Origin of the sequence: Solwaraspora sp. WMMB762, from assembly GCF_049179115.1 — a bacterium.
Classification (GTDB): domain Bacteria; phylum Actinomycetota; class Actinomycetes; order Mycobacteriales; family Micromonosporaceae; genus Micromonospora_E.
In genome coordinates, this window is record NZ_JBMHMD010000001.1 from 2,657,501 (window position 1) to 2,681,750 (window position 24,250).

A 24,250-nucleotide genomic window follows, 5' to 3' on the forward strand; every position below is an offset into this window, starting at 1 on the left:
TTCAGCTGGCAGACAGCGACACGCACGGGCGGTGCTCCCTGGTTGTGTTGCGGCTAGGCCGACTTCTCCTCGCGGTCGCGCCGACGCCGGCCGGTGAACTCCCGCGGCACGATCGTCGGGTTGACGTTCTCCAGTACGGCCTCGCGGGTGATCAGCACCCGGGCTGCGTCCGGGTTGCTCGGCACCTCGTACATCACGGAGAGCAGCACCTCCTCCATGATCGCCCGCAGGCCGCGGGCACCGGTGCCGCGAAGCATCGCCTGATCCGCGATGGCCTCCAACGCACCGGGATCGAACTCCAGTTCCACGTTGTCCAACTCGAATAGACGTTGGTACTGGCGGACCAGGGCGTTGCGGGGCTGGGTCAGGATCCGGACCAGGGCCTCGCGGTCCAGGCTGCGGACATTGGTGATCACCGGGAGCCGGCCGATGAACTCCGGGATCAGCCCGAACTTCAGCATGTCTTCCGGCATGACCTGGGTGAGGATGTCGTCGGTGGACCGCTCGGACACTGCCCGGAGCCGGGCCCCGAAGCCGGTGCCGCCCTGCCCGGTGCGTGACTCGATGATCTGGTCCAGGCCGGCGAACGCACCGCCGCAGATGAACAGCACGTTGGTGGTGTCGATCTGGATGAACTCCTGGTGCGGGTGTTTGCGCCCGCCCTGGGGCGGCACGTTGGCCACCGTACCTTCGAGGATCTTCAGCAGGGCCTGCTGGACGCCCTCACCGGAGACGTCCCGGGTGATCGACGGGTTCTCCGACTTACGGGCGATCTTGTCGACCTCGTCGATGTAGATGATCCCGGTCTCGGCCCGCTTGATGTCGTAGTCGGCCGCCTGGATCAGCTTGAGCAGGATGTTCTCGACGTCCTCGCCGACGTAGCCGGCCTCGGTCAGCGCGGTCGCGTCCGCGATGGCGAACGGCACGTTGAGCATCCGGGCGAGGGTCTGCGCGAGGTGAGTCTTGCCGCAACCGGTGGGCCCGATCAGCAGGATGTTCGACTTGGCGACCTCGACGGCGTCGTTGGACCCGGGCGCGCCGGCGGCGTCCGCCTGGATCCGCTTGTAGTGGTTGTAGACCGCGACCGCGAGCGCCTTCTTGGCGTGGTCCTGGCCGACCACGTACGAGTCCAGGAACTGGCAGATCTCCATCGGCTTGGGAAGCTCTTCCCACTTCACCTCGCCGGACTCGGCCAGCTCCTCCTCGATGATCTCGTTGCAGAGATCGATGCACTCATCGCAGATGTAGACCCCTGGGCCCGCGATGAGCTTCTTGACCTGCTTCTGCGACTTGCCGCAGAAGGAGCACTTGAGTAGGTCGCCGCCGTCGCCGATCCGTGCCACCTACGTTCTCCCTGCGCTCTCGGCCGGTCTCGCCGGCCCTGGCCTAAGGACGGTCTGCCTCGTCAGTGTCGAGCACCTGCCGCCGGTCAACTCCGTCAGACGGTGCATCTCGACGTTACCCGCTGGCGGGGCAAACTCCGACCCCCAAAATCGGGTGTGTCAGAGGTCGGCCAGTCTACTCACTGCCTGGCCGACCTCTGACCGTGCGTCGTCAGCTGGCCGAGCTGGCGGCCAGCACACCCTTCTTCCGGCTGGTCAGGATGGTGTCGACCAGGCCGTAGTCGCGGGACTCCTCCGCCGTCATGATCTTGTCGCGGTCGATGTCCTTACGGACCTTCTCGACCGCCTGGTTGCAGTGCCGGGACAACATCTCCTCCAGCTGGGTCCGCATCCGGAGGATCTCGCGGGCCTGGATCTCGATGTCCGAACCCTGCCCGTACCCGCCCTCGGTGGCCGGCTGGTGAATGATGATGCGCGAGTTCGGCAACGCCATCCGCTTGCCGGGGGTGCCGGCGGCGAGCAGCACCGCGGCCGCGCTGGCCGCCTGCCCCAGGCAGACCGTCATGATGTCCGGCCGGACGTACTGCATCGTGTCGTAGATCGCCGTCATGGCGGTGAACGAGCCACCCGGCGAGTTGATGTACATGATGATGTCCCGGTCCGGGTCCGTGCCCTCGAGGGTGAGCAGCTGGGCCATCACGTCGTTGGCCGACGCATCGTCCACCTGCACCCCGAGGAAGATGATCCGGTCCTCGAAGAGCTTGTTGTACGGGTTCGACTCCTTGATCCCGTACGAGGTGCGCTCCACGAACGACGGCAGGACGTACCGGTTGTGCACCGGAGCGAACCCGGGCGGCATGGTCAGGTCAGTCATCGTCGCCTTCCTCAGTTGCGGGTGCCAGCGCCGGTCGGGACCTGCGTGGCTCCAGTGATCACCCGGTCGATGAAACCGTAGTCGAGCGCCTCGGCGGCAGTGAACCAGCGGTCACGGTCCGAGTCCGCCTCGATCTGTGCCGGCTCCTGCCCGGTGTGAAACGCCACCCGCTCCTGGAACATCCGCTTGGTGTAGAGCATCTGCTCGGCCTGGATGGCGATGTCGGAGGCGGTACCGCCCATCCCGCCGGACGGCTGGTGCATCATGATCCGCGCGTGTGGCAGGGCGTACCGCTTGCCCGGCGCACCAGCGCAGAGCAGCAACTGGCCCATGGACGCGGCCATACCCATCGCGATGGTGGCCACGTCGTTGCTGACGTACTGCATGGTGTCGTAGATCGCCATGCCCGAGTAGACCGACCCGCCCGGCGAGTTGATGTACAGGTTGATGTCCCGGTCCGGGTCCTCGGCGGCCAGCAGCAGCAACTGGGCGCAGATCCGGTTGGCCACCTGGTCGGTCACCTCGCTGCCCAGGAAGATGATCCGTTCCTTGAGCAGCCGGTTGAAGACCGTGTCGTCGAGGTTGCCACTGAGTGAGTCACCGCCGCGGGCCTCGCTCACCCGGATGGGCATAGCTGGGATGTGCAGATCGGTCATGGCAGCCCTTCGCTCTCCGTGCGTCGTTAAGCCCGACATTAACCGTTGCGAACGGGCCGGGCGCCGTTCTCAGGGTGCTGTTCGCTCACAGCGCAGGGGGCCGCGACACGTGGTGCAGCGGTCACCCCGGTTGAGCAGGCGGGTGGTCCGCTACGACGAACGGGCCATCGGCCGGGCGTGTGCATCCCGGCCGACAGCCCGCAGTCGGTCACGCTCAGTGCTCGTGGTTGTGCTCGGCTTCGTTGGCTTCCCGGATGGCGTCCATGCTGATCGGGTTGCCGGCCGCGTCCTTCATCGTGATCCGCTCCATCACCAGGCCGAGTGCCTTGCCCCGGCGGACGTCGCCGTAGACCGCCCCCGCCACACCCGACCGGGCCAGCTGGTCGTAGTACTGCTGAGGCGCCATCCCGGCCCGCTGGGCGCGGTGCACGATCTCGTGGCCGAACTCGTCGTCGGAGACCTGGACGTCCTCGGCGTCGGCGAGGGTGTCCAGCAGCAGTTGGATCTTGACCGCCTTGCCGGCCGCCTCGGCCAGCTCCGCGTCGATGTCGGACTCGGACTTCTCCTCGGAGCCGAGGTAGTCCTCCCAGGAGGCCCCGATCCGCTCCAGCTGGTCGGTCATCGCCTGCTTGCGGTGCTCGACCTCCTCGCGGACCACGCCATCGGGTGCCGGCACGTCAGCCGCCTCGACCAACTGGTCGAGGGCCTTGTCCCGGGCGGCGTAGATCTGCTCGACCCGCTTGACCCGCTCGACCTTCTGCCGCAGGTCGTTGCGCAGCTCCTCCAGGGTGTCGAACTCGCTGGCCAGCTGGGCGAACGCGTCGTCCAGCTCCGGCAGCTCCTTCTCCTTGACGGTACGCACGGTCACCGCGACGTCCGCGTCCCGGCCGGCGTAGTCACCGCCTACCAGTTGGGTGACGAAGCTGGTCGCCGCGCCGGCGGCCAGCCCGACCAGCACCTCGTCCAGGCCGGGCAGCAACTGCTTGCTGCCGACCTCGTGGGAGAGGTTGGACGCCGAACCGCCCGGCACCTCCTCGCCGTCGACGGTCGCGGCCAGATCGATCTGGACGTAGTCGCCCTCCTGGGCCGGACGCTCGACCGTCTTGAGGGTGGCGAACCGCTCACGCAGCCCGCCGATCTGGTCCTCGATTTCCTTCTCGTCGATCTGCAGTTCGTCGACGGTGACCTCGATGGTGCTGAGATCCGGCAGGCTCAGCTGCGGACGTACGTCCATCTCCGCGGTGAACTTCAGCGCCTCACCGTCGGTGAAGTCGGTGATCTCCACCTCCGGCCGGCCGAGCGTCTTCACCTCGTGCTCGCGGACGGCGGCCAGGATGTTCTGCGGGATCGCCTCCTGGACGGCCTCGTTGAGCACCGCGCCCCGGCCGATCCGCTGGTCGATCACGGCCGCCGGCACCTTTCCCTTACGGAAGCCGGGGATGGTGACCTGCTGGGCGATCTCCCGGTACGCCTTCCGCAGGCTCGGTTCGAGCTCGACGAACGGCACCTCGATGGCGAGCCGGACCCGAGTCGGGCTCAAGGTCTCGACGGTGCTCTTCACAGGCGTACTCCTTGATGCATGTCAGTCTTTGTCCGGTCGTCGCTGTCGGCTCCGGGCACTCGCCCGGGGCAGCCACCCCCGCCGCGTGGCATGGCACAGCCCATCGAGTGTAGGCCTGCCGGCAGGCCGGATCGTTCTCGCCCGGTGCCGAGCCGGCGGTTGACAGTCGGGGTGGCGGGATTTGAACCCACGGCCCCTCGCTCCCAAAGCGAGTGCGCTACCAAGCTGCGCCACACCCCGTGGCACCGGTCAGTCTATGCCGTCGGCAATCCGCCGCGCCGCCCGGTATCCCGCCGGCTGTCGGATCAACCCGCCGCGCCGGCCGGCGGGACCCCCGTGCGGCAGACCCGCGACAACTTGTACGCTAGACGGCGCGCCCTGCCCGCCGGGGCGCACGCGGGCGTAGCTCAATGGTAGAGCCTCAGTCTTCCAAACTGATTACGCGAGTTCGATTCTCGTCGCCCGCTCCATCAGCTCCGCCGCAGGTCACCGGCGGTTTCTCTGGCCGGTGACCACTCCCCCGGTCAGCCCTTGTCGATCTTGCGTGCCATCCGCGTGCCATTGGCCCCAGCCGGGCCGTCAGCCGTGCCGTCCGGAGTGCTCTCCTCACGGTCAGCGGGACGCGGCAGCCCGGCGGCGATCACCCGATCCATGCCGGCCGCGATCTCCCGGTCCCGCTCGCTGTTGGCGTGCTGGTAGATCAGCGCCGCCCGCATGCTGGCGTGCCCCATCCGGGACATCAGGTCACGGGTGCTCGCACCCGTCGCCGCAGCCAGGTTGTTGCCGGTGTGCCGCAGGTCGTGAAAGTGGAAGTCGGCCGGCAGACCGGCTGCCGCCAGTGCCGCCGACCACCGGACCGCACGGCGGAAGTTGCCGGAACGCAGCACCGCGCCCTTGTCGCCGGTGAACACCAGCGTTTCCGGGTCGTCGTCGACGAACGCGGCCAGGTGGTCGACGAGCGCCGACCGGGCAGCCGCCGGCAGCGCCACGACCCGGTTGCCGGCTTGCGACTTCGGCGGGCCGAACACCAACCCGCCGCTACGCAGCACGGCGAGCTTGCGCGGTACGCGGATCGTGCCCGCGTCGGTGTCGACGTCGCACCGGCGCAACGCGGCCAGCTCGCCCCAACGCAGCCCCGAGAACGCGGCGACGATGATCAACGCCGAGTACCGGGCCGGCATCGCTTCCGCGAGCGCGACGACCTGGGCGACGGTCGCCACCGGCCGCTCAGGCGTGTGATAGCGGTCATAGCCGGGGATCCGGCAGGGGTTCTGCCGGATCAGCTCGTCTTCCTTCATCGCCGTGTTGAGCACGGCCCGCAGCAGTGAGTACGCCTTGACCGCTTGCGGCTCGGAGACGCCGTTGCCGAGCAGCCGGGCACGCCAGTCCCGGATGGTCGCCGGCTTGATCGTGCCGAGTACGAGAGCGCCGAGGTACGGCCGGACGTACAGCCGGAACAGATCCTCGTAGTTCTCCCGCGTACGCGGCTGGAGTCGACGTTGCGCGATCCAGCGCGAGCCGTACTCGCTGAGCGTGATCTGACCCGCTTCCGGCGCGTTCCACTCGCCACGGATGATCTCCGACTCGACGACGGTCAGCCACTTCGCCGCCTGTGGCTCGGTCGGGAACGTGTCGGGCGCCTTCCGCTCGACGCCGTCCGGGCCGAAGTACCGGGCCTGGTACCGCCCTGACGGCAACTTCCGGATGCTGCCGAACCGACGCCGGCCAGGCTTGTTCGCCATCAGGCCACCTCACCCAGGTAGTGACGCAGGTTCGCGCGGGTCAGCGGCGCGATCCGGTTGCGTTCGACGTACGCGGCCACCGCAGATTCCTCGAAGCGGACCAGGCGGCCCACCTTCACGTACGCGATCCGGCGGTCAGCGACCAGCCGGCGCACGAATCGCGGCGTTGCCCGGAGGCGAGCGGCGACCTCATCAGGGGTCAACAGCCCGTCTGCCATCCATGTCCTCCCGTTCACGATCAAGCTGCGAGGGTCAGGGGTCGAGTCGTTGCCGAAACAGCGCCGGTGGCGCGTTGTCGGGCGTTGGTGAGGGTGGTGCGCCAGCGGATGCGTTCGGAGACGGCGCGCAGGATGCGGTGTTGCAGGGGTGGGACGTCGGGGTCGTCGGGTCGGGCGAGTTCGAACCGGTAGCGGTCCGGGTTGTCGGCCTGCCCGTCCGGCTGGCCGTTGTCGGTGTCGGCCTGGTCGTCGGTGTCGGCGAGGTTGCCGGCGAGGATGGCGCGGACCCAGGCCCGGTTGTCGGCGCGGTGGTCGGCCAGGGTCTTGCCGGACCATTGCCGGGAGACCAGCACCCGCCGGCCGGTGAAGCCGAGGGTCGCTCGTTGGTGGACCTTGCCGGTGCAGCGGCCGGGGGTGAGGCCGGGTTTGGCCTTGTCGGGTTGGACGCCGTAGAGCAGCCAGTTGGCGCAGGTCGGCGAGCACGGGAGTACGGAGAGTTCGGCGTGGAGTCGGTCGAAGTGCGCCTTCTGGGGGTCGGAGCGTGGTCGGGCCTGGTCGGTCAGGTCCTTGGTGACGTACTTCGTGACGTAGCGGATGGAGCGTTCCGCGTCCTTGGTGCCCTGGTCGATGCCGCGCGCGTCGATCCGACCCAGCCGGGCGACGTAGGCGGGTGGGGTGCCGGGTTCCTCCAGCTCGTCGAGTGCCTCGGCCCAGGTGGGTAGCGGCTCGCGGGTTTTCGGGTCGACGTACGCCTGCCGGTCGGTATCCCACAGCGGTGGTGTGTCGACCCGGTAGACGGGCTGGTCGAAGCGTGGCCACCACACCTGGTGATACGTGGCGGCCGCGATCTGCTTCAACAGCTTGCGCGGCAGCGTCCCTCGAATGGCGAAGTGCGCGTGTGGGGCGAGTCGGCGTTGCAGCTCGACGGCCCCGGCGTACTGGACGTTCCAGCCCGCCGCCCGGCGCAGGTTCTGCCACCACCGGTCCAGCACGCGGGCGAAGTGGATCGAGTCCAACGCGGCCCGCCGATAGTCGTAGCTGTCCGAGTCCACCGGCGTGCTCAGCAACGGATCGTGTGGTTGGTGGCGTTGCCCGCACTCGCACGGCACCACGTAGCCGCCGCGCCGAAAGTGCGAGTGCACCGGGCCGTGACTGTCGAGGGTGAGCGTGAGCAGCATCGACGGCCGATACGTTTTACCCTGCCGGCCGGTGTAGGCCCGGCCGACCGTACGCGGGTCGACGGGCAGCCGGGGCAGATCGGGGCTGTCCTGGCGGCGGCGGGTCGACCGGCGACGCCGAGGCCGCTTATCCCGCTCGGTCGGGGTCAACCGGCCGCGCAGGTTCGATTCCGCCAACGCCTCATCGACCTCGACGATCGCAGCATCGATGTCGGCGACCTGCGCCGCCCGCGCGTCCGGGTCCATCGGTTCGTAGGCCAGGGCGTGACGTTCGAATTCGAGGTGCGCCCGCAGCCGGACCAGCGACAGGACGTCCTCACCCGGCTTGTCGGGGCGGACGGCCGGTTCGTCGGCCAGGTGCCAGCCTTCCCGGATCTGCTGGATGCGTAGCCGTCGGCCGCGTTCCGCGCACGGCTTGCACTTCGCGGCGAGGGTCGCCCCGCAGGGCACTTCGACGACGTCGGTTCGGCCGGTCACGGTGTCGGTGCGACGCAGCACCACTGGCCGCACGCACACCTGATGCTGCTCGGCCAGCTGCCGCAGCGCGTCCTTCGCGAGGGGTTGAAGCATCCGGGCCGCCCGCGACCCCGGACGCGGTTGCGCCTCGATGTCAGGGGTTGGAAGGGTCATCGGTCGGACTCCGATCGGGAGACCGGCATGGCACGCTGCCGGGCATGACGACTGATCAGGGACCGTTCGTCAACGTGTTCCGAGGTCCAGAGCACGGCCCGCACGCGTGTCCGTGCTGTGGCTACCTGACGTTGGCTGAGCGTGGTAGCTACGAGATCTGTCCGGTGTGCTTCTGGGAGGACGACGGCCAGGACGAACACGACGCGGCTCGGGTACGCGGCGGCCCCAACCGAGGGCTGAGCCTGCTCGATGCCCGGAAGAACTTCGCCACGATTGGCGCAAGCGATCCCCGCGACCTGAAACACGTACGACCGCCACGACCCGAGGAGCATCCGCCGGCCGTTCACGACAGCACCTGACCAGCCGGGGCACCGTTACGGGTGGGGAAGACACCCGCCGCGACCGGCACAACAGCGGTCCGAACGGGCACCGCCGGTTGCGGCCGTACCGGGGCAGCGTGGTCGGTGTCGACCTGGTCGACAGCAGCAGCCGAGGGATGGCCCGGCTGGACAACGGCAGCCGCCGGCCGCTGGTTGTCCGGCTGGTCAACACCGGCCGGGACCGGGGCGGGGGTGGTGGGTTTGGTGGACAGGACGAGCTTCGACAGGCCCAGGAACGCCAACGCCGGCACCGCCGACAGCAACCAGCCCGAGATACCCGGTTTGGCGACAGCGAGTTGTGCGGCAAGGGACAGGCAGACCGCGCAGACGAGCAGGAACATCGGATAGCCGACCGGTCCACCCGTACGACGCCGCCGCCGGATCGTCAACAACGCAGCGAGGGGGATCAGTTCGGAGATCGCGGCGTTGGCCCAGCCGAACCACTCCCCCGTACCCGCCGGGGAGTTGTCCATCGTCCAGTCGTGGACGTGGGTGAACGACGCCGCCCCCGCCAGGCCACCGACGACGAGCAGGATCAGCACCAGGACGACGCCTTCCGCCCGCTCCGCGCGGGTCGGCCCGCTGGTCGACGCCATCACGCCACCACCCCCGGCACGTCGCCACCGGTGTCGGTGTCGTCGAGATGCCGGTACATCCGGCCCAGGCCGCGAATGTCGTCGTCGGACAGGTAGGCGAACCGGACCCGCACGGGTTCCCTGACACCGTCGAGGACGACATAGCCCACCCCCGGCAGCGTCTCCGGAACCCGGTCACACACCGCACCCCGATCGCGGGCACCGTCGCCGAGGACCATGTCAGCCTGCTCCGGCTCGGTCATCCGCAACGCGATCCGCGTCGGGAACAGATCCCGAAACGGCAGCACGTCCTTACGCGGGTCCTGCAACGCCGCCACCACATGCACACCCACCGCCCGGCCCTGCGACAACAGCAAACCCAGGGCCTCTTTGATGCGGTCGCGGACCTTGCGGTCCGTCAGATAGGCGGTCAACGCCGCCAACTCGTCGACGACCACCACGATCAACGGCTCATCCCGACTCGGCGTGTGCTGACGGGTCACCCCACGCAGCCGGTCCGCCCGCAGCCGCATCCGTTTCACGGCCTCTTCCAGGACACCGGCCATGGTGTCCGGGTCCTGGTAGCAGAACCGGGCGAACAACGGCAGCCCCGCCGCCAGTTCCATGCCGCCCTTCGGGTCGAACACCCACAGCTCAACCAGGCCGGAACGGACGCCGCCCGCCAACGCGGAGATCAGCGACCAGATCACCGACCCCTTGCCGGAGTTCGTCGCCCCCGCCACCAGCACATGCGAACCGGCCAGCCGCAGCCGATACGGCTCCCCGCCCTCCTGAACGCCGAGAGGGAGGGCGGCAAGGTCGGGTTCGGCCGGGACCGGCAGCGGCGCCACCACCCCGGCGAGGGGATCCCGGCGGGTGAACCGCACCGCCACCAGATCCGGCCGCACACAGGCGGATGCCCGTGCTTCGCGTTGGTGGAAGCCGTGCGCCAACCGGTCCGCGTTACGCGCCCAGTCATCCGGCACCTGACCAGGCAGCATCCGCACCGTCACCGTGTCCCCGAACCGGTCCGACACGACCCGGACCAGACGGGGCACGTAGCGGACCCCGTCGAAGATCACCGCCAGCCCGCAGGTGGCGGTGACCGCGACCCAACGCCGCCGGTACACCCACAACCGACGCCACCGCCCCACGAGCGGGTACCAGCCGAACCGCCACCACGACCCCGGATGCAGCCGCCACCACACCGCGCACAATCCGGCGAGGCCGGTGACGACGGCGGCCAGGACGAGCGGCCCGTACTCCAGATGGACCCACGCGACCGCGACGGTCGGGCCGGAGATCCACCAGTAGCGGACCGCGAGGACCGTCAGCCGGACCAGGCCACGGGCCAGCCACCACAGCAGGAGCAGCCAGCCCGGCATCCGCCACGACGGCAGCCGCACGTTCATCGGCGCGACCGGGACCTTCTCCCCCGGAATGATGTTGATCAACGGCATGACGTCGTCACCGCCCCGACCAGCGGACCGGACGGCCCAGGGTCGCCATGCAGGTACGGCACGCCATGTGCAGCAGATCGAACCGACGTGGACGCACCCACCGCCCGCAACGCGGACAGCGGATCTCATCCACCAACGCCGGCAGATCCCGCAGCCCCACGACCCGGCGGGCCACCGCCAGCCAGGACCACAACACACCAGCGAGCAGACGACGACGCCACCTCACGCCGACCACCCCCGGCGGATCCGGTTCGCCTGTTCACGGGCGATCTCGGCCAGGTCGGACGCCTCACCGGCGACATCCGGCGACGACGACTCAGCGGCAGCACGGCCGAACAGGTCGGCCTTCCGGTCGTACCAGGCAGCCCGCTCCTCAGCGGACGCCTGCCAGGTCGGCCGACTGTTGAGCAGCGCCGCCAGCTCAGCGGCGAACGACTGCGTTCCGTCAGCCACGGTCATCACCGCCCGCCGGCTGGTCGAGGAAGACGACGAGCGCGCAGGCGTCGCAGATGAACGTGTGCGGCGGCATCGCGGCCAGGTCGTCGCAGATCTCGCAGTGCCGCCAGACCTCACGGCGGCGCGGCGTGTCCGGGTCGAGGTTCATTAGCATGGGCGTCACAGCCCGGCCCCCTTTCACGAGGGGTTGAAGGGTTGGGAACGCGGGACGGGCCGGGACTCTTGGCGGGGAAACGGCCCGCCCCGCGTGGAAGAGGGAGCGGTCAGGCAGCGGCGGGAGCGAGGGCCGAGGCCGGCTGCATACCGGTGGCCCGCAGCGAGTACGCCATCCGCGCCCGGCACTGACCCGACGCCCGACACCGGTGCGAATCCACGTACGGGGTCAGGGTCAACCCGTCGAACTCCACCGCCGGCGGATACCCCGGCACGGTCGACGGCGGCGGCACCGGACGCTGCCCGGCAACGATCTTCACCTTGACCTCAGTGGACCGACCGAACTTGCCCGCCTCAGCGTCCAGGTCCAGCACCCGGACCACCCAGACCCGCTCACCGGTCTCCTTGTCCCGCGCCTGGTTGTCCGCCTCGCCACGCCGGTCGAAGTCGACCTGAGCGTCGACGCCGAGGAACAGCGCACCGGCGGGGAACACGTACTCGAACGGGACCGGGACCTTGATCGACGCAGGAACCACAGCAGATACCTCCGAGGGGAAGAGAAACCGACCCAACAAGCCGGCAAGTTGACTTGTTAAGTAGATCGAAGGTAGCTCCGCCAACTCGACTTGTCAAGTGATCCAGTAAGCACGACGCCTCACGCTCGACTGTGGTCAGTCGAGCGGGTAGACGTCTTCCAGGTCGTGACGGGAAGCGGGAAACAGCACGTCGACCGCGAGCAGTGGGGTTGCCGTGCGGTCGCAGATGGACAGCAGCGCGGTTACCACCGGATCGGTCGGGCCGACCTTCAACAGGGATGCTTCGTCGTCGCGAGGCAGCCGGGCCGAGATCCGCTCGGCGACGTGATCGAACTTGACGCCCTTACGGGCCGACAGGTGCCGCAGCAGCCCATCGGACAGCGAAGCCGTTCCGCCCACGTCCGTACCCGCAGCGAGATCAACGGGAAGGTACGCGGTGGCCAGCTCCACCGGCCCCAGGTCGTCGACCGTGACCAGTCGACGACGCGCGACGACCGGCGTTCCCGGTTCGATGTCGAGTGCGGACGCCGCCCGAGGTGGCGCAGGGATGACCTCAGCCGCCAGGACGGTCGAGCCGGCCGGTTCCGGCTGGTCGAGTACGGCGTACCGCTCACGGGCCGCTCTGGTCGACGCACCGCCGGGACGGCCGATGACGAACCGACCCTTGCCCTGACGGGACTCGATCCAGCCGTCCTGACGCAACATGTCCAGCGCCCGCACGACGACCGGCCGAGACGCGCCGAACTCCCGTACCAGCTCGGTTTCACTCGGAAGCATCGCACCGGGCGGGTAGGTGCCGTCGCCGATGCGTTGCTGCATCGCGTTGACGATCACCACGTACTTGGGTTGCGCGACTTCGATCGGCACCCAACCCACCCCCAAGACGACAACTCAGCTTGTCAAGAGGCTATCCAGGTAGGCGATGATCTGTCCATCACCGCCGGGTGCCTCACGTCCGGCCGTTCGGCCATCGTCGCGGCAGGTAACCATACCGACCGAACACCCGCAACGCGGCCCGCCGCCGGTCGCAGCCCAACACGCCGCACCCCCGACACCGACCATCACGGCCAGGTCCGGCGTGCCGGTCAAGCAGGAGTTGCGCCGCCCGAAGCTGGTCACGGACCGACGCCGGTCGCACCATCGGTCAGCGCGGCCCAGGTGCCAACAGCGCCGCCCGCGCCATCACCAACGCGTGATCACCCCACGAGCCGTCACCGTTGAGCTTCACGCCCTCCAGCCAGATCCACTCGTCACTCTCCGGCCGGTTCGTGATCAGCCGTACGCCGGTCAGCCGCATCACGACCGGGCCGTCCGCCGGCCGGTACCGATCCCTGGGTTGTAGCCGGATCGTGTCGCCGAGCTTGACCCGGATATCGAACGCCACGGTTTGCCTCCATCCTCGCCACCACCGGTGGCGGTCCCGCCGCCGGTCTCCTCGCCTGTTTCGCCGGTCGCCGGCCGGACAGCAGGCGCAGCCCGTCCCGCTGGACGAACACCTCACGCCGCTCGACCGCGTCGCCGTGCCGGTCCAGGACGTACCCGGTCAGCCAGCACCAGCCCTCGTACGTCGGTTTCCGGCACACCGCCGTCACCCGCAGAATCACCGCCCGGCTACCGGCGAACTGCACTGACGCTTGACCGGCGATGTGCACCACGTCGCCGACCTCCGGATTCACCATCGACCCGTCTCCCCCGGTTGGATTGGATGGGCGCCGAGCCGGGCGGGGATCGGCAGTCCCCGGCAGCCCGTGTCGTTCTGCCGGTCGGGCAAGGAACCGCCTACCCGGCACCCGGCCCGGCGCCCTGTCTCGATCACCTGGTGGCCGGAGCGCTCCCAGGTGTGCCGCCGCCGGTCGTGCCTTGCCCGCCGCAGTCCGGACAGGTTCGCCGCTGCAACCGGTGCGGATCGCCCGGAGCCCGCAGCGCCCGACGCGGAGAAGCCAGCTTCCAGCCCCGCCCTTCACACGCCGGACACCCCGACCCGGCCGACCCGGACGGTGCAGGGTCGGGTGTGCCCGTGTCGGACTGGCAGCGCACGATCGGGACCCGGCCCCCGGCGAACGCCGCCGCGCCGACACCCACCAGCCGAGGCGCGATCAACAGCCCGCCGCCGGTCGGGCAGACCGCACCCGCTCCCGTCCGAGATAGCCTCACGTCATCAGGCGTAGCAATCCGTAGCCGGTTCACGACAAGAATCGTGTACCGGTCTAACAGGACAGATCGAGGACCCGGCCCGGCACATCAGACGGACCTCAACAGGACCGCATCAGGACCTGTCTTGCCGTCCGGACATCCACCGGACCAGCCTTGACAGCAGAGCCCCACCGTCCAGGAAGGCACACCGGATGGCACCGCCACGGCGCGAACCCCGAACCGTGCTGGAGTACCTCATCCAGCACAGCGACCGCACCTACGAAGAACTCGCCGACGAGTTCACCCGCCACGACCCACACGCCGTGATCAGCGCCCGCCACCTCGCCCGCCTCGCCCGAGGCGAACGCGACCTCACCGGCGCCAACCCCGCCACCCGTCGCGCCCTACAAGCCATGTTCGGCCGACCCGTCGACGAACTCCAACGCCCCTGGACCGGCAACCACCCCGTACCGCCCGCGCAGCGCACCCCGACCACCCCTCAGCCGCTGCTGCCCGGCACCGGAACCGAAAGGAACCTGCTCGCCATGGCCGCCGAACGCGCCCGCCGCTACGCCCTGCTCGCCGCCGAAGCCACCACCCCCGCCGCCATCACCAGCCTCGCCGAAGACGTCCAACGCCTCGCCCTGGCCTACCCGCAACAGCCCGTCAACCACATCATCGGCGACCTCACCGAGACACAGGACACCCTGTTCACGCTCCTGGAACGCCGCCAACCCCCGGCCCAATCACGGGATCTGCACTTCCTCGCCGGCATCACCAGCGGCCTACTCGCCAAGGTCTCCCACGACCTGGCCGACCCGCACTCAGCGATGCTGCAAGCCCGTACCGCCGTGCTCTGCGCCGACCAGGCCGGACACCCCGGACTGCAAGCCTGGCTCCGCGGCCTCCAATCGTTGGTCGCCTACTGGGCCGGCCGATACGCCGAAGCCGTCCGCTACGCCAACACCGGCACCCACTACGCCCAGCAGACCGGCGGCACCACCTCCGTATGGCTTCCGATCAGCGCCGCCCGCGCGTACGCCGCCCTCGGCAACGCCGAACAGGCCAAGGCCGCCATCACCGAAGCCGAACAAGCGTGGACACGCGTCCAACCCGACGAGATGGACGAGATGGGTGGCATCTGCACCTTCTCCCACCCGCGCACCCTCTACTACGCAGCCGACGCCCTCGCTTGGCTACCCGAGGAAGCCGCCACCGCCGAGGAGTACGCCGCCCAGGCCGTCGCCGCCTACGCCGACCCCCACGACCCCGCATGGGCCTTCGGCGACCAGGCCGGCAGCCATGCCGACCTCGCGATTGCCCGCGTCGCCGGCCGGGACCTCGACGCCGCCGCCGACGCCATCGCGCCCGTGCTGGACCTGCCCGCCGAGCAGCGCATCAACGGCATCATCCACTCCGTCCGCCGCGTGCACCAGGCCATCACCCGCTCCGGATACGCCACCGACGCCCGCGACCTGGTCGACGGCATCGAACACTTCACCCACACCCCCGCCAACGCCCTCCCCCGGTAAGGCACCATCAGCGGCATGGACCCGATCCACCTCACCGGCCGACTCGTCGACCTTCGCGACTTCCGCACCAGTGACATCCCCGACGCGGTTGGGATCGTCGGAGACGAACGCGTCACCCGCTGGCTGTCCTTCGACGCCCGCGACCAGGACCAGACCGCCGCGATGATCGACGGCGCGATCAGCCGAGCTCAGCACCAGCCACGCACCGAGTACTACCTAGCCGTCGTCGACAAGCAGGACCGGATGATCGGGTTCGGCCGCCTCGGGCTCAGCGGCGTGCAGGCCGCGAAACTTGGGTACGCCATCCACGCCGACCACTGGGGCCACGGCTACGCCACCGACACCGCCCGCACCCTCATCGCCTACGGCTTCGGGCCACTCGGGTTACACCGGATCACCGCCGCGATCGGCCCCGACAACGCCGCCTCCATCACCGTCGTGAAGCGGCTTGGGATGACGTACGAAGGCCGCCTCCGCGACCACGTCCACACCAACGGCGCATGGCGAGATTCCCTGCTCTACTCCATCCTCGCCCCAGAGTGGACACCGCAGGCAGAGCAGCCGTAACACTGAACGGCGGCAGGACCAGGACCAGCGGACGCAAGATCACTCGCAGTCCCCGCGCCGGTACCATCACGGCATGCGAGACGACCCCACCCCGGAGACGCACCCGGACCCCGAACGCCTCGCCACCCACGCCGCCGCCATCCGCGCCGCAGCCGCCGAGCTCCTCACCCGCGTCCACGAATGGCGCAACTCCCCACACTGGCAAGACACCCCCGCCAACCAACACCGCTACCGCACGACCGTAGACGCCTGTGCGCAGCTCGACGCGCTACCCCACCCCACCACGCCAGACCAACTCGCCGCCATGGCCGCCACCATCCGGCCCGCATCCACAGTCTGGCTTCCCAGCCGCCCAGGACCCCAACAGGCAATCCACGCCGCCGCAGAACGTCTGTCGACAACCGCCGTTCGCAGCGGTAGGTCTGACCGGCCGCAGACACTGTAAGCGGTTTCTGTATAGTTGCAAGGCAATCCGCAGCGAGTCGCAGGCACCCACCGCCTGAGTTATGTCTCAGACCGGCGACGGTCCCGTTGCTCAGCAGCATGCATGCACACTACGCCAGCCAGCAACGATGGCCCGCGTTGAATAGCGCAGTCTTCAGAATGGGCCATTTGCATATTCCGAATAACAGCAAGTAAACGACTCGGCACTCGGGGACGCACCTCAACGAAAACGCCACCTAGAAGCAAGCGTCGACGGAATCGCTTTGATCGCCCCCTTAGTAGCGCATTACGGCGTGACCAACTAAGCCGGCATTGGACCACTCAAGTACTCAAAGCAGATTTTACCGAATTCCGTCACGGACCAGACGGGGTCCGAACTACCATCAGGCGCCGTTGCCGCAAGTCCACCGCCATTCACAATACCGTGACGCTCGAGGCCCGCCATTATTGGCGCAAGGCCGGCAGCAAAAGACGGAAATCTGACCTTGAGTCCAGACAGTGGCCAAGCATCATCGACGAACCTCTCAGAAGTGAGGCGGACTGGATCGTCATTAACCATCGCAGATAAAACCCTCACATGCGCCGGCTCCAAGTCCTCCAATGCAGCCACAATGACGATGGCAAGATCCAGCTTATCGTCGTCTCCCAAGGTATTACGGAGAACTCGAGATAGCGCATCGACCTTATTCTTAGCCATCGAACTGTAGGCAGCTTGTACAGCGCTAGTGAAAAGCATCGTTCGGTCATCCCTGGCGCTCGCCCATGCCGTAAATTCTTCGGCCGAAAGTCCAGTTACCTCCATGGCCACCTCAGCCAGGATCTCCGCATTCCGAAGACCACGTCGCTCCCGGATCGATACCAACTCCACCACTGGTTTGATGGCTCCCGCAATCAACGCGCCAGCTGGCCCTGCTATGGCGAGGCCGAGTCCGACCGCGCCCACCTCGATGGCAGAACGGGTAGCAACCTGCTTCGCCTTATCAGCATCAACCATAATCACCTCTCGTGACTCAATTCCGTTGAGATCCTAACCGATGGGAGTTTATGTATGACTTTAGAGTCGCACTGAAATGGCCACCCCAGCCCGCCGGGTACCCGGATGACAGTTTCCATGGTGACTCGAGGGCTACGGTTTGCCGCAGCGCGAGAGGATTTCGTCAGTGAGGAAGCCTTCCTTGCGACCGCAGCCAATTGACCATCTCCTCACACTGATTCTTCAGAAATGGTTCTCGAAGAACTAAATCTGTTATCGCACGAATTACTGGACGAAGCCCTCCGAACTCGTCCGCCAGCTCAAATATCCAGTCGTGCAGATCTCGCCCATCAAGCCGCTCAAGACACAACTTTAGACCATCGCTCCCACCTGGCAGCGGAGAATCCCAGTCGTCAAACTCGCCTGAACGCCACCGGTTGATGGTTTGTCGCAGTAGGACCTCGGGCGCTGAATCGCCTACTAGGTAACCGATCAATCCTTCAGATGCTTGCCCACCTCGAGGACGTTGGTCGCCGTCAAGAACTCCAAGGATTCGAACCTGATCAGCGGCGCTACTGGAAATATCGCTGACGATGCGCTTCACACCTGATTGCCCACTCGCCACGGCTCTGACATCAAGATACCGGAGCGCATCGCGATCTAATGACGACAGGATTGCATGCAAGAACTCAGCTGCGACCTGGTCCTCAACTAGAACCACCGCAGCGGTACGGGGTTGGACACCGAGATGATTAGCCACTTCTGCGGCCGGTAGTCCACAGCGAATGGACGGGGAAGGCAACGATGAAACTAGTACAACATGCTCGGCGGGTAGCTTTTGGAAGAAGCCTGGGGAGTGACTAGAGACGACTAGACAGAGGTCGCGTTTGACTACGATCGAGACGATCGCATCTACTAGCTTCTCTTGAGAGAACGCCGCAAGATGGCTTTCCGGCTCCTCTAGCAATACAACGGCTCCAGGTGGAAGTTCTTGCAACCTCCATAAAAGGTAAGCTGCAACTAGTTCCCCTCGCCCCATCTGCTGCAATGCGTATCGCTTACCCATCGAAGCGACTTCAAAGTAGGGCAACGGAGTGTCGTCTACACTGAATGCCGTCACCTCATAGACGAGGAACTCTGAATACTCTCGGCGAAGAATATATGCAAGGGCTTGGAGCTGGCTGCCGTCAAAAGACGCTGGCTCAACCCCCTCAAGCAGATCGAAGGATTGTGGATCTGATCTGAAGTGCCTCAGCACATCCTCGGTCTCCGCCGCAGGATCAACATAGAAGACAGACGATGGGAACGTCGAGGATGTTGTTTGTGACCCAACGTCGAGTTCTGCCTCGAACGGAACGTCGGCATGGGTTCCTGCGATCTTCAGCTGGCATAGCCATGGAGGCACGTTCGGGATCGTTGAACCTTCTTGCGGTTCTTGTCCAGCCAGGCATCTCCAAACGGCACCGAGGAGCGTCGACTTTCCTGCGCCGTTTCCGCCGGACACGATGCTGATGCCTGGTGAAAAGATGAGGCTTTGGGGCAGGCCGGCGGTGGTGACGAAGGTGCCGACGGTGAGGCGAGTAGTATAATTGCGCCTTGCAAGACTTTCGATCTGCTGCCGCCGTTCTATGAACCTCAGAACCATCCCGAGTCACCCCAGCGCACGACGCCGCTAAATGATGCTAGTTCTCGACCGGCATCATCGCCCGCCTGGTCAACAATTTGCCACGCATCCTCGACTGGCGCAATAAATGACCGCTTTCGAATGATTCCCGGCTCGGCACGATAGAGCACCATCCAAGCGGTAAGATCGCGCAGTACTACGGACGAGACATCAGCCACGCGGGCCGTCGCCCGATCATGGAAGACGGCTAGCGGAACGTTATACATACTTCGGCCATGCAACCGCGTTCCCCGCCAGCTCTCTACCTGTTCGATTGTTTGATACAGCGCTGGACCTAGCTCCAAGAGAAGGCCCTCCTTCAGTAGTTTTGCTACGAGACAAAGCCAGGTATGAACGGTGGCTTTGTTCCATTTCAGCCGGCGCTCGGCACGGTCTAGAAGTTCGAGCTGAAGGAAGTAGTCAAGCGCTTGGGTTGCGAGGCTCATTATCGGCTCAGAAAACGCACCCTTATCTCTATAGCGGGTAGTGATTCTGAGCGCTGTCACCTTCTCGGTAAGGCGGCCCTGTTCCAGGGTGAGCAGAAATCGGGCGAGCAAATCATCATATGCCATACGCGCATTCGAAAATCCAAGGCGCTGCGCCGACATTCCTCTCGTTCCGGCCCACTCCACCAGTTCTTTCACCTGGTTTCTAGCGGCACCCACGAAGGCGTTCCGCTTTTCCGCCTCGGTCAGGGTCATTGGTTGATTCAGACGGAAGAAGAGTTCATGAGGCTCTTCTGGCGTGTAATCATGAAGCTCGAATACTCGTATCGCAAATGATTCAAACTCATCCTGTACACCTCTAGGGAGTTGCGCGAACCGTCGGCCATCCAGGACTGCGAAGCCTGCGTCAATGGGTTCGATAAAGCCATCTACCGCAAATAGTCCCTGCATGAAGTCTCGGATTGCAGTGAGGCGCTGTTGCCCGTCCAGAACGTCGAACTTGCCCTCGCCCTTGGCGACCAGATGTATGGGCGGCACATGCCAACGGCGAAGAATGGTATCGATGAGTCTCTGCTTCTTGGCGGTGCTCCAGACCTCGCCGCGCTGGAAATCAGGCTGCAAGTCGATCGTCTTCCGCTCGATGCGCCGAAAGATCGTTGCGATGTCGGGATCACTTGTCTGGAATCTCAAGGTCCGCAGTCCACCTGTCCTGATGCGAGCCGGAAGAACGTCTGCGGACATCCTTGATCAGGGAAAGCCTGATGTCCAGACGTAACCGGACAGTTGCTCGCTGGGTTACCGGACGCGGCATACAGACGAGCGCTGACAGGGACAGAGCCTCGAGCGTTCCGCCCAACCCCGGGCGGGCGGGGACGCGACGCACGGCTTAGAGCTCCTAACACGATCTTGTTGATCGACGGTGGCTAGCGTGACGGCAGTGGATCTGGTTCGTTCCACACGGCGTGACCAAGCCGTGGATCATCGATGACGACCTGTGGGAGTTGATCGAGCCGCTACTGCCGCCGTGGCCACAACGATCACCCGGACCACGACCGGTACCCGACCGACTCTGCCTGCAAGGCATCCTGTTCGTCCTCCACACCGGGATCGGCTGGGAGGACCTGCCCCAGGAACTGGGCTTCGGCTCCGGCATGACCTGCTGGCGCAGGCTACGCCGCTGGACCGACGCCGGCGTGTTCGACCGGCTCCACCAACTCCTGCTCTCCGAACTCAACGCCCACGGCCGCATCGACTGGTCCAGAGCGATCATCGACGGCGGACACATCGACGCGAAAAAGGGGGCGACGGCACCGGCCCATCCCCGGTCAACCGCGGCAAACCCGGCAGCAAGCACCATGTGATCACCGACGGAGCGGGCACCCCACTCGCGGTACTCACCACCGGCGCCAACATCCCCGACATCAGCAAGGCCGTGGACCTGCTCGACGCGGTACCACCGATCGCCGGCCGCCCTGGTCGACCACGACGACGGTTCCCCGTCCTGCTCGCCGACAAGGGCTACGACAGCGCCGGGTTCCGCGCCGCCTGCCGCCACCGGGGCACCGAGCCGATCATCCCGCAACGCGGCCACAAGCGCATCAAGGGCCTGGGCAAGCTGCGCTACGTGGTGGAACAGGGCATCGCCCTGCTCCACCAGTTCCGCAGACTGGCCATCCGCTGGGAACGCCACCTCGACCTCCACGACGCTCTCGTCAGCCTCGGATGCGCTCTGATCTGCTGGCGCCGCCTCACGAAACAGACAACCCCAAGATCGTGTTAGGAGCTCTTATAAGTGTGAGCTCACGGTCCTGGCAGAGATGCGATCGCTATGCTACACCAACTGCCGAGACGCTCTCTTCTGGATCAAGGTGCCGCGCGAGCGCGGCACGCCCGCCGTGCTCGGCCTGCTGGCGGCCTCCGGCCGGCATCGGCCGGCACGGCGGGCGAACACCAGGACCACAGCATCTGCAGCAGCGCGTGACGTCGTACAGTCCCCTGCTGTGGAAGCCGTACGGCTCACGTGGCATCTGGTGGTCACCGGCAAGCATGAGCGTTCAGCCCAGCGCATCCTTCAGCGGGTACAGGCCGCCATCGGCAGGACCATCGAGGTTCAAGCTATCGAGCGCTACCACAAAGATCCGGGCCAGTTCTCGATCAGGTTCACGACCCCGCTCGACGAGGCAGCCCCAGCCGATGCCGTGTTTCAGGCCCTGACAGACGCCCAGCGGCTCGGTTCCGGCTGGACCGTCATCGGACCGATGATCTGCCAGAACAACCGCTGGACATTCGAGATGGTCGCCGCCGCCAACGCCAACGGCCGCTTCCTGGTACCTGGCGTCGTCTGGACACACATCGAGGTCCGACCCGCCGACCAACCGGCCGACGAGGCCCCACCGGAGCCGTGACGATCGCAGGGGTGGTCGGCCGCCGTCGAGGTTAGGGCGATCGGCTGCCGCGCCGCTTCGCGGCTTGCCACCGGGCAACGTAGTCCAGGTCGCAGAGCGCCGCCGGCACGGCAAGCCGCCCCGGCCCGAAGGCCGGGGCGGGAACCCGTACGACGCCGGCCGGCCGCGCCTTGGCCGCCGTGCCATCCGCGTGCCATAACCGGGTGCCGTAGGCGGTCACCGGCGGGCGCGAGCGGACACCAGCGCCGGCACCGTGAGCAGGACGACCAGCAAGATCACGCCCGAGGTGGGCGATCTTCCAAACTGATTACGCGAGTTCGATTCTCGTCGCCCGCTCCAGACGCTCCACCGCAGGTCAGCGGCGCTACTTCCCTTCCGGCACGCCGTCGGCGGTCAGCGCGCCCTGCCCCGGCGCGGCTGGAAGGAAGACGTGGGTGTGCCCGTTGCCGGCGTCAACGTTGAGGACGTCAAGTTGCGTCGCGGCAACCGACCAGGTGGTGACCGCGATGTCCCGCTGACGGCCGGCGAGCTCCAGCAGAGTTCCACGGGCATCCTCTGGTAGGGCCAGCGCCGCCGCGTATGTGTCGACCGCGGCGTCGAGCGCCCGTACTGCCGCAGCCAGACCGGAACGGGCGATGTTGACGTCGGTGCCACCGGACGGCGGGTTGGCGAAGTCCTCGACCACGTTCCTGGTGATGCCCCGCCACCCCTCGACGTCTGACTGGGGAGCTGCCGGACCGGGCGGTTGGCCCGCCGGCACCGCACCGGCCAGCCCGTCGAGCACTGGCAAGAGGCTCTCCTGCGTACGGCGGGCAAGTGAGGTCAGCTCCACGATCTGGGCAGCGTTCCGCTCCTCCTCCTGCGCCTGCAGTTGTGCGACCCGGTCGTCGGCCGGTGCGGAGTCACCTGTGTCAGTGGAGTCGCCTGCGGTCACGGCTCCGATCGGCGCAGCGAGTAGTGCGCCCAGCGCGAATGCGATCACCAGCGGAGCCAGGCGACGAGCCAACGGCGTCCCCGGCGGGGCTGCCCGGGTGGCCGGCCGGGCGGACGATCTGGCGGAGTCACGGGCGCTGCGGCTTCGGCGATCTGCCGGCATGGTGGAGCCTCTCCACTGCTGGTGACGGGTGGGGTCACGCGTTGGCTCGCCGAAGGCCGCTGCGTCTTGCAAGGTGGGCCCGGCACCGGCCCGCCGAGGCTGGCACCAAGGTTGAAACCACTTTAACGGACCAGCCGACCACACCGGGGGTGCCGACGTGTCGGCGCCGCTGGCCGGCAGCACGGGAGCGCCGCCCCGGTTTGATGCCACAGGTGCATCTTGATGCACCTGTGGCATCAAACCGGGAAAGCATCTCGGGGTATCCGGGAGCCGGTCGCCCGAGCAAGTCGTTGGCCGGCTGGTCGCCCGGAATGATCCGCCGCCCAGCGTCGTTGTGCATGGTCGCGCCACCCACTCCAGCCCGCAGCCGCCGGGCTCAGGCCGCCGGCCACCAGGCATGGGCCCCACAGGCCCGTAGCCGTTAAGCGCCGGCCGGGCGGCCCGGCGGGTGGGCCCGGTCGGGAATCGGCGGCGGGCCGGCGTGGTTGTACATGGTCACGGCGCGCAGCAGCGCACCCGCGCCCGATCCCGTACCACCCGGATGACCGTTTACCGCGCACCCGCCCGCCCGTGACGGGTGCGCCCCCTCGGCAAACGGAAGGTGGACCCCCCATGACCACGATCATCACCCGTACCCTGCGTACCAGCCTGCGCACCACCGCCCTCGGCATCGCCGGGCTCACCCTCGCCGGCGGCGCGATCGCCGCCCCCGCCCTGGCCGCCGACCACGCCCCCACCGCCCTGGCCGCACCCGTGTCCGCCGCCGCCGCCAGCAGCGGCGTCGACACCGGCACGCTCACCCCGCACGGCGTGCAGGGCGAGCAGTCCCGCATCACCCTGTCCGGCGAGCAGACCGACAACGTCAAGGGCATCATCGCCGCCACCAAGAAGGCCGGCATGGACGAGCGGGCCGCCGTGGTCGCCATCGCCACCGCCCTGCAGGAGTCCAAGCTGGAGAACCTCGGCCACCTCGGTGACCGCAACGACCACGACTCGCAGGGCCTGTTCCAGCAGCGTCCCTCCTCCGGCTGGGGCACCGTCGAGCAGATCACCGACGTCGAGTACTCCACCACCGCGTTCCTGAACGGGCTCAAGGCCGTCGACGGCTGGCAGGACATGCCGCTGACCCAGGCCGCCCAGACCGTCCAGGTGTCGGCGTACCCGGACCACTACGCCCAGTGGGAGACCCAGGCCGCCGAACTCGTCGCCCAGCACTGGAACAGCTGACC

Annotated in this window: 27 protein-coding genes and 3 tRNA genes (1 of these 30 only partly in view); 9 read left to right on the plus strand and 21 right to left on the minus strand. The window is 67.2% G+C overall.

What is annotated here, in order from left to right; translation table 11 throughout:
- From ACN27J_RS11740 to ACN27J_RS11765, 6 genes are all read right to left on the minus strand, one after another.
- Window positions 1-26, minus strand: partial view of a carbon-nitrogen hydrolase family protein gene (locus tag ACN27J_RS11740; protein ID WP_421365931.1) — the 5' end (the start) only. The gene continues 772 nt to the left of window position 1, outside the view; only the first 26 of its 798 coding nucleotides appear in the window; its start codon is at window positions 24-26; its stop codon lies beyond the left edge, outside the window.
- 27 nt (window positions 27-53) lie between these two features.
- Window positions 54-1,343 carry an ATP-dependent Clp protease ATP-binding subunit ClpX gene (gene clpX, locus ACN27J_RS11745; RefSeq protein WP_421365933.1) on the minus strand — a complete coding sequence of 430 codons (1,290 nt, stop codon included), beginning with the start codon at window positions 1,341-1,343 and terminating at the stop codon, window positions 54-56.
- Window positions 1,344-1,554: 211 nt separating this feature from the next.
- Window positions 1,555-2,217, minus strand: a complete 663-nt coding sequence (locus ACN27J_RS11750; RefSeq protein ID WP_123603014.1) for an ATP-dependent Clp protease proteolytic subunit — start codon at window positions 2,215-2,217, stop codon at window positions 1,555-1,557.
- Window positions 2,218-2,228: 11 nt separating this feature from the next.
- Complete coding sequence (locus tag ACN27J_RS11755; protein WP_123603015.1) at window positions 2,229-2,873, minus strand: ClpP family protease; 645 nt, start codon at window positions 2,871-2,873, stop codon at window positions 2,229-2,231.
- A 214-nt stretch (window positions 2,874-3,087) separates the two neighbouring features.
- On the minus strand, window positions 3,088-4,434 hold the full coding sequence (gene tig, locus ACN27J_RS11760) for a trigger factor (RefSeq protein ID WP_421365937.1): 1,347 nt from the start codon (window positions 4,432-4,434) through the stop codon (window positions 3,088-3,090).
- Window positions 4,435-4,600: 166 nt separating this feature from the next.
- A tRNA-Pro gene (locus tag ACN27J_RS11765) sits at window positions 4,601-4,674 on the minus strand.
- A 156-nt stretch (window positions 4,675-4,830) separates the two neighbouring features.
- On the opposite strand from ACN27J_RS11765, the gene ACN27J_RS11770 reads away from it, so the two are divergent.
- Window positions 4,831-4,904: transfer RNA gene (locus tag ACN27J_RS11770), tRNA-Gly, on the plus strand.
- 54 nt (window positions 4,905-4,958) lie between these two features.
- Here ACN27J_RS11770 and ACN27J_RS11775 read toward each other — a convergent pair.
- Genes ACN27J_RS11775 through ACN27J_RS11785 form a run of 3 tightly spaced genes read right to left on the minus strand, consistent with a single transcriptional unit; the run spans window position 4,959 to window position 8,202 of the window.
- The gene (locus ACN27J_RS11775) at window positions 4,959-6,176 is read right to left on the minus strand and encodes a tyrosine-type recombinase/integrase (RefSeq protein WP_421365940.1); all 1,218 of its coding nucleotides are present in this window, start codon (window positions 6,174-6,176) and stop codon (window positions 4,959-4,961) included.
- On the minus strand, window positions 6,176-6,394 hold the full coding sequence (locus ACN27J_RS11780) for a helix-turn-helix domain-containing protein (RefSeq protein ID WP_416614769.1): 219 nt from the start codon (window positions 6,392-6,394) through the stop codon (window positions 6,176-6,178). Before ACN27J_RS11780 ends, ACN27J_RS11775 begins: the two co-directional genes overlap by 1 nt.
- 20 nt (window positions 6,395-6,414) lie before the next feature.
- A complete protein-coding gene (locus ACN27J_RS11785) occupies window positions 6,415-8,202 on the minus strand; it encodes a replication initiator (RefSeq protein WP_421365943.1) in 1,788 nt (595 codons plus the stop codon).
- Between the two features lie 44 nt (window positions 8,203-8,246).
- On the opposite strand from ACN27J_RS11785, the gene ACN27J_RS11790 reads away from it, so the two are divergent.
- Entirely contained in the window at window positions 8,247-8,561 is a 315-nt protein-coding gene (locus tag ACN27J_RS11790; RefSeq protein ID WP_421365945.1) for a CPCC family cysteine-rich protein, read from the plus strand.
- On the opposite strand, the gene ACN27J_RS11795 is transcribed toward ACN27J_RS11790, so the two are convergent.
- From ACN27J_RS11795 to ACN27J_RS11830, 8 genes are all read right to left on the minus strand, one after another.
- Window positions 8,546-9,178 (minus strand): DUF2637 domain-containing protein, encoded by a 633-nt coding sequence (locus tag ACN27J_RS11795; protein ID WP_421365946.1) that lies wholly within the window; start codon window positions 9,176-9,178, stop codon window positions 8,546-8,548. The genes ACN27J_RS11790 and ACN27J_RS11795 overlap by 16 nt on opposite strands.
- Complete coding sequence (locus tag ACN27J_RS11800) at window positions 9,178-10,617, minus strand: FtsK/SpoIIIE domain-containing protein (RefSeq protein WP_421365947.1); 1,440 nt, start codon at window positions 10,615-10,617, stop codon at window positions 9,178-9,180. Before ACN27J_RS11800 ends, ACN27J_RS11795 begins: the two co-directional genes overlap by 1 nt.
- A 7-nt stretch (window positions 10,618-10,624) precedes the next feature.
- On the minus strand, window positions 10,625-10,843 hold the full coding sequence (locus ACN27J_RS11805) for a hypothetical protein (RefSeq protein ID WP_421365949.1): 219 nt from the start codon (window positions 10,841-10,843) through the stop codon (window positions 10,625-10,627).
- Window positions 10,840-11,070: a hypothetical protein gene (locus ACN27J_RS11810; protein ID WP_421365950.1), complete on the minus strand. Its 231-nt coding sequence runs from the start codon at window positions 11,068-11,070 to the stop codon at window positions 10,840-10,842. The genes ACN27J_RS11805 and ACN27J_RS11810 overlap by 4 nt, the downstream gene beginning before the upstream one ends.
- A complete protein-coding gene (locus ACN27J_RS11815) occupies window positions 11,063-11,236 on the minus strand; it encodes a hypothetical protein (protein WP_421365952.1) in 174 nt (57 codons plus the stop codon). The genes ACN27J_RS11810 and ACN27J_RS11815 overlap by 8 nt, the downstream gene beginning before the upstream one ends.
- Window positions 11,237-11,336: 100 nt before the next feature.
- Complete coding sequence (locus tag ACN27J_RS11820) at window positions 11,337-11,762, minus strand: hypothetical protein (protein ID WP_421365954.1); 426 nt, start codon at window positions 11,760-11,762, stop codon at window positions 11,337-11,339.
- Between the two features lie 135 nt (window positions 11,763-11,897).
- Window positions 11,898-12,629 (minus strand): GntR family transcriptional regulator, encoded by a 732-nt coding sequence (locus tag ACN27J_RS11825; RefSeq protein WP_421365956.1) that lies wholly within the window; start codon window positions 12,627-12,629, stop codon window positions 11,898-11,900.
- 277 nt (window positions 12,630-12,906) lie between these two features.
- A complete protein-coding gene (locus ACN27J_RS11830) occupies window positions 12,907-13,146 on the minus strand; it encodes a hypothetical protein (RefSeq protein WP_421365958.1) in 240 nt (79 codons plus the stop codon).
- A 961-nt stretch (window positions 13,147-14,107) separates the two neighbouring features.
- Between ACN27J_RS11830 and ACN27J_RS11835 the strand changes: the two genes are divergently transcribed.
- From ACN27J_RS11835 to ACN27J_RS11845, 3 genes are all read left to right on the plus strand, one after another.
- A complete protein-coding gene (locus ACN27J_RS11835; protein ID WP_421365959.1) occupies window positions 14,108-15,427 on the plus strand; it encodes a hypothetical protein in 1,320 nt (439 codons plus the stop codon).
- Window positions 15,428-15,442: 15 nt separating this feature from the next.
- The gene (locus ACN27J_RS11840; RefSeq protein WP_282228688.1) at window positions 15,443-15,994 is read left to right on the plus strand and encodes a GNAT family N-acetyltransferase; all 552 of its coding nucleotides are present in this window, start codon (window positions 15,443-15,445) and stop codon (window positions 15,992-15,994) included.
- 73 nt (window positions 15,995-16,067) lie between these two features.
- Complete coding sequence (locus tag ACN27J_RS11845) at window positions 16,068-16,439, plus strand: hypothetical protein (RefSeq protein WP_421365961.1); 372 nt, start codon at window positions 16,068-16,070, stop codon at window positions 16,437-16,439.
- Between the two features lie 300 nt (window positions 16,440-16,739).
- On the opposite strand, the gene ACN27J_RS11850 is transcribed toward ACN27J_RS11845, so the two are convergent.
- From ACN27J_RS11850 to ACN27J_RS11860, 3 genes are all read right to left on the minus strand, one after another.
- Complete coding sequence (locus tag ACN27J_RS11850) at window positions 16,740-17,432, minus strand: hypothetical protein (protein ID WP_421365963.1); 693 nt, start codon at window positions 17,430-17,432, stop codon at window positions 16,740-16,742.
- Window positions 17,433-17,595: 163 nt separating this feature from the next.
- Window positions 17,596-19,056 (minus strand): AAA family ATPase, encoded by a 1,461-nt coding sequence (locus tag ACN27J_RS11855; RefSeq protein ID WP_421365965.1) that lies wholly within the window; start codon window positions 19,054-19,056, stop codon window positions 17,596-17,598.
- Window positions 19,047-20,210: a DUF262 domain-containing protein gene (locus ACN27J_RS11860; RefSeq protein ID WP_421365967.1), complete on the minus strand. Its 1,164-nt coding sequence runs from the start codon at window positions 20,208-20,210 to the stop codon at window positions 19,047-19,049. The genes ACN27J_RS11855 and ACN27J_RS11860 overlap by 10 nt, the downstream gene beginning before the upstream one ends.
- A gap of 272 nt (window positions 20,211-20,482) precedes the next feature.
- Here ACN27J_RS11860 and ACN27J_RS11865 point away from each other — a divergent pair.
- The 3 genes from ACN27J_RS11865 to ACN27J_RS11875 all read left to right on the plus strand — a co-directional run bounded on the left by ACN27J_RS11865 (window position 20,483) and on the right by ACN27J_RS11875 (window position 22,264).
- Window positions 20,483-21,300 (plus strand): IS5 family transposase gene (locus tag ACN27J_RS11865; protein WP_421365969.1). Its coding sequence is split into 2 segments (ribosomal slippage): window positions 20,483-20,813 and window positions 20,813-21,300, totalling 819 coding nucleotides; the frame shifts between segments, so codons are not numbered across the junction.
- Window positions 21,301-21,520: 220 nt separating this feature from the next.
- On the plus strand, window positions 21,521-21,925 hold the full coding sequence (locus tag ACN27J_RS11870) for a hypothetical protein (protein WP_421365971.1): 405 nt from the start codon (window positions 21,521-21,523) through the stop codon (window positions 21,923-21,925).
- Window positions 21,926-22,153: 228 nt separating this feature from the next.
- Window positions 22,154-22,264: transfer RNA gene (locus ACN27J_RS11875), tRNA-Gly, on the plus strand.
- A gap of 25 nt (window positions 22,265-22,289) precedes the next feature.
- Here the strand turns inward: ACN27J_RS11875 and ACN27J_RS11880 are convergent.
- On the minus strand, window positions 22,290-22,907 hold the full coding sequence (locus ACN27J_RS11880; RefSeq protein ID WP_421365973.1) for a hypothetical protein: 618 nt from the start codon (window positions 22,905-22,907) through the stop codon (window positions 22,290-22,292).
- Between the two features lie 750 nt (window positions 22,908-23,657).
- Between ACN27J_RS11880 and ACN27J_RS11885 the strand changes: the two genes are divergently transcribed.
- A complete protein-coding gene (locus tag ACN27J_RS11885; RefSeq protein WP_421372209.1) occupies window positions 23,658-24,248 on the plus strand; it encodes a hypothetical protein in 591 nt (196 codons plus the stop codon).
- The last annotated feature ends 2 nt before the right edge of the window (window positions 24,249-24,250 follow it).

Coding starts and splice junctions, on each gene's coding strand:
- ACN27J_RS11780 (WP_416614769.1), bottom strand. CDS start 6,394: ATGGCAGACGGGCTGTTGACCCCTGATGAGGTCGCCGCTCGCCTCCGG.
- ACN27J_RS11785 (WP_421365943.1), bottom strand. CDS start 8,202: ATGACCCTTCCAACCCCTGACATCGAGGCGCAACCGCGTCCGGGGTCG.
- ACN27J_RS11775 (WP_421365940.1), bottom strand. CDS start 6,176: ATGGCGAACAAGCCTGGCCGGCGTCGGTTCGGCAGCATCCGGAAGTTG.
- ACN27J_RS11845 (WP_421365961.1), top strand. CDS start 16,068: ATGCGAGACGACCCCACCCCGGAGACGCACCCGGACCCCGAACGCCTC.
- ACN27J_RS11790 (WP_421365945.1), top strand. CDS start 8,247: ATGACGACTGATCAGGGACCGTTCGTCAACGTGTTCCGAGGTCCAGAG.
- ACN27J_RS11800 (WP_421365947.1), bottom strand. CDS start 10,617: ATGCCGTTGATCAACATCATTCCGGGGGAGAAGGTCCCGGTCGCGCCG.
- ACN27J_RS11855 (WP_421365965.1), bottom strand. CDS start 19,056: ATGGTTCTGAGGTTCATAGAACGGCGGCAGCAGATCGAAAGTCTTGCA.
- ACN27J_RS11840 (WP_282228688.1), top strand. CDS start 15,443: ATGGACCCGATCCACCTCACCGGCCGACTCGTCGACCTTCGCGACTTC.
- ACN27J_RS11795 (WP_421365946.1), bottom strand. CDS start 9,178: ATGGCGTCGACCAGCGGGCCGACCCGCGCGGAGCGGGCGGAAGGCGTC.
- ACN27J_RS11835 (WP_421365959.1), top strand. CDS start 14,108: ATGGCACCGCCACGGCGCGAACCCCGAACCGTGCTGGAGTACCTCATC.
- ACN27J_RS11755 (WP_123603015.1), bottom strand. CDS start 2,873: ATGACCGATCTGCACATCCCAGCTATGCCCATCCGGGTGAGCGAGGCC.
- ACN27J_RS11750 (WP_123603014.1), bottom strand. CDS start 2,217: ATGACTGACCTGACCATGCCGCCCGGGTTCGCTCCGGTGCACAACCGG.
- ACN27J_RS11850 (WP_421365963.1), bottom strand. CDS start 17,432: ATGGTTGATGCTGATAAGGCGAAGCAGGTTGCTACCCGTTCTGCCATC.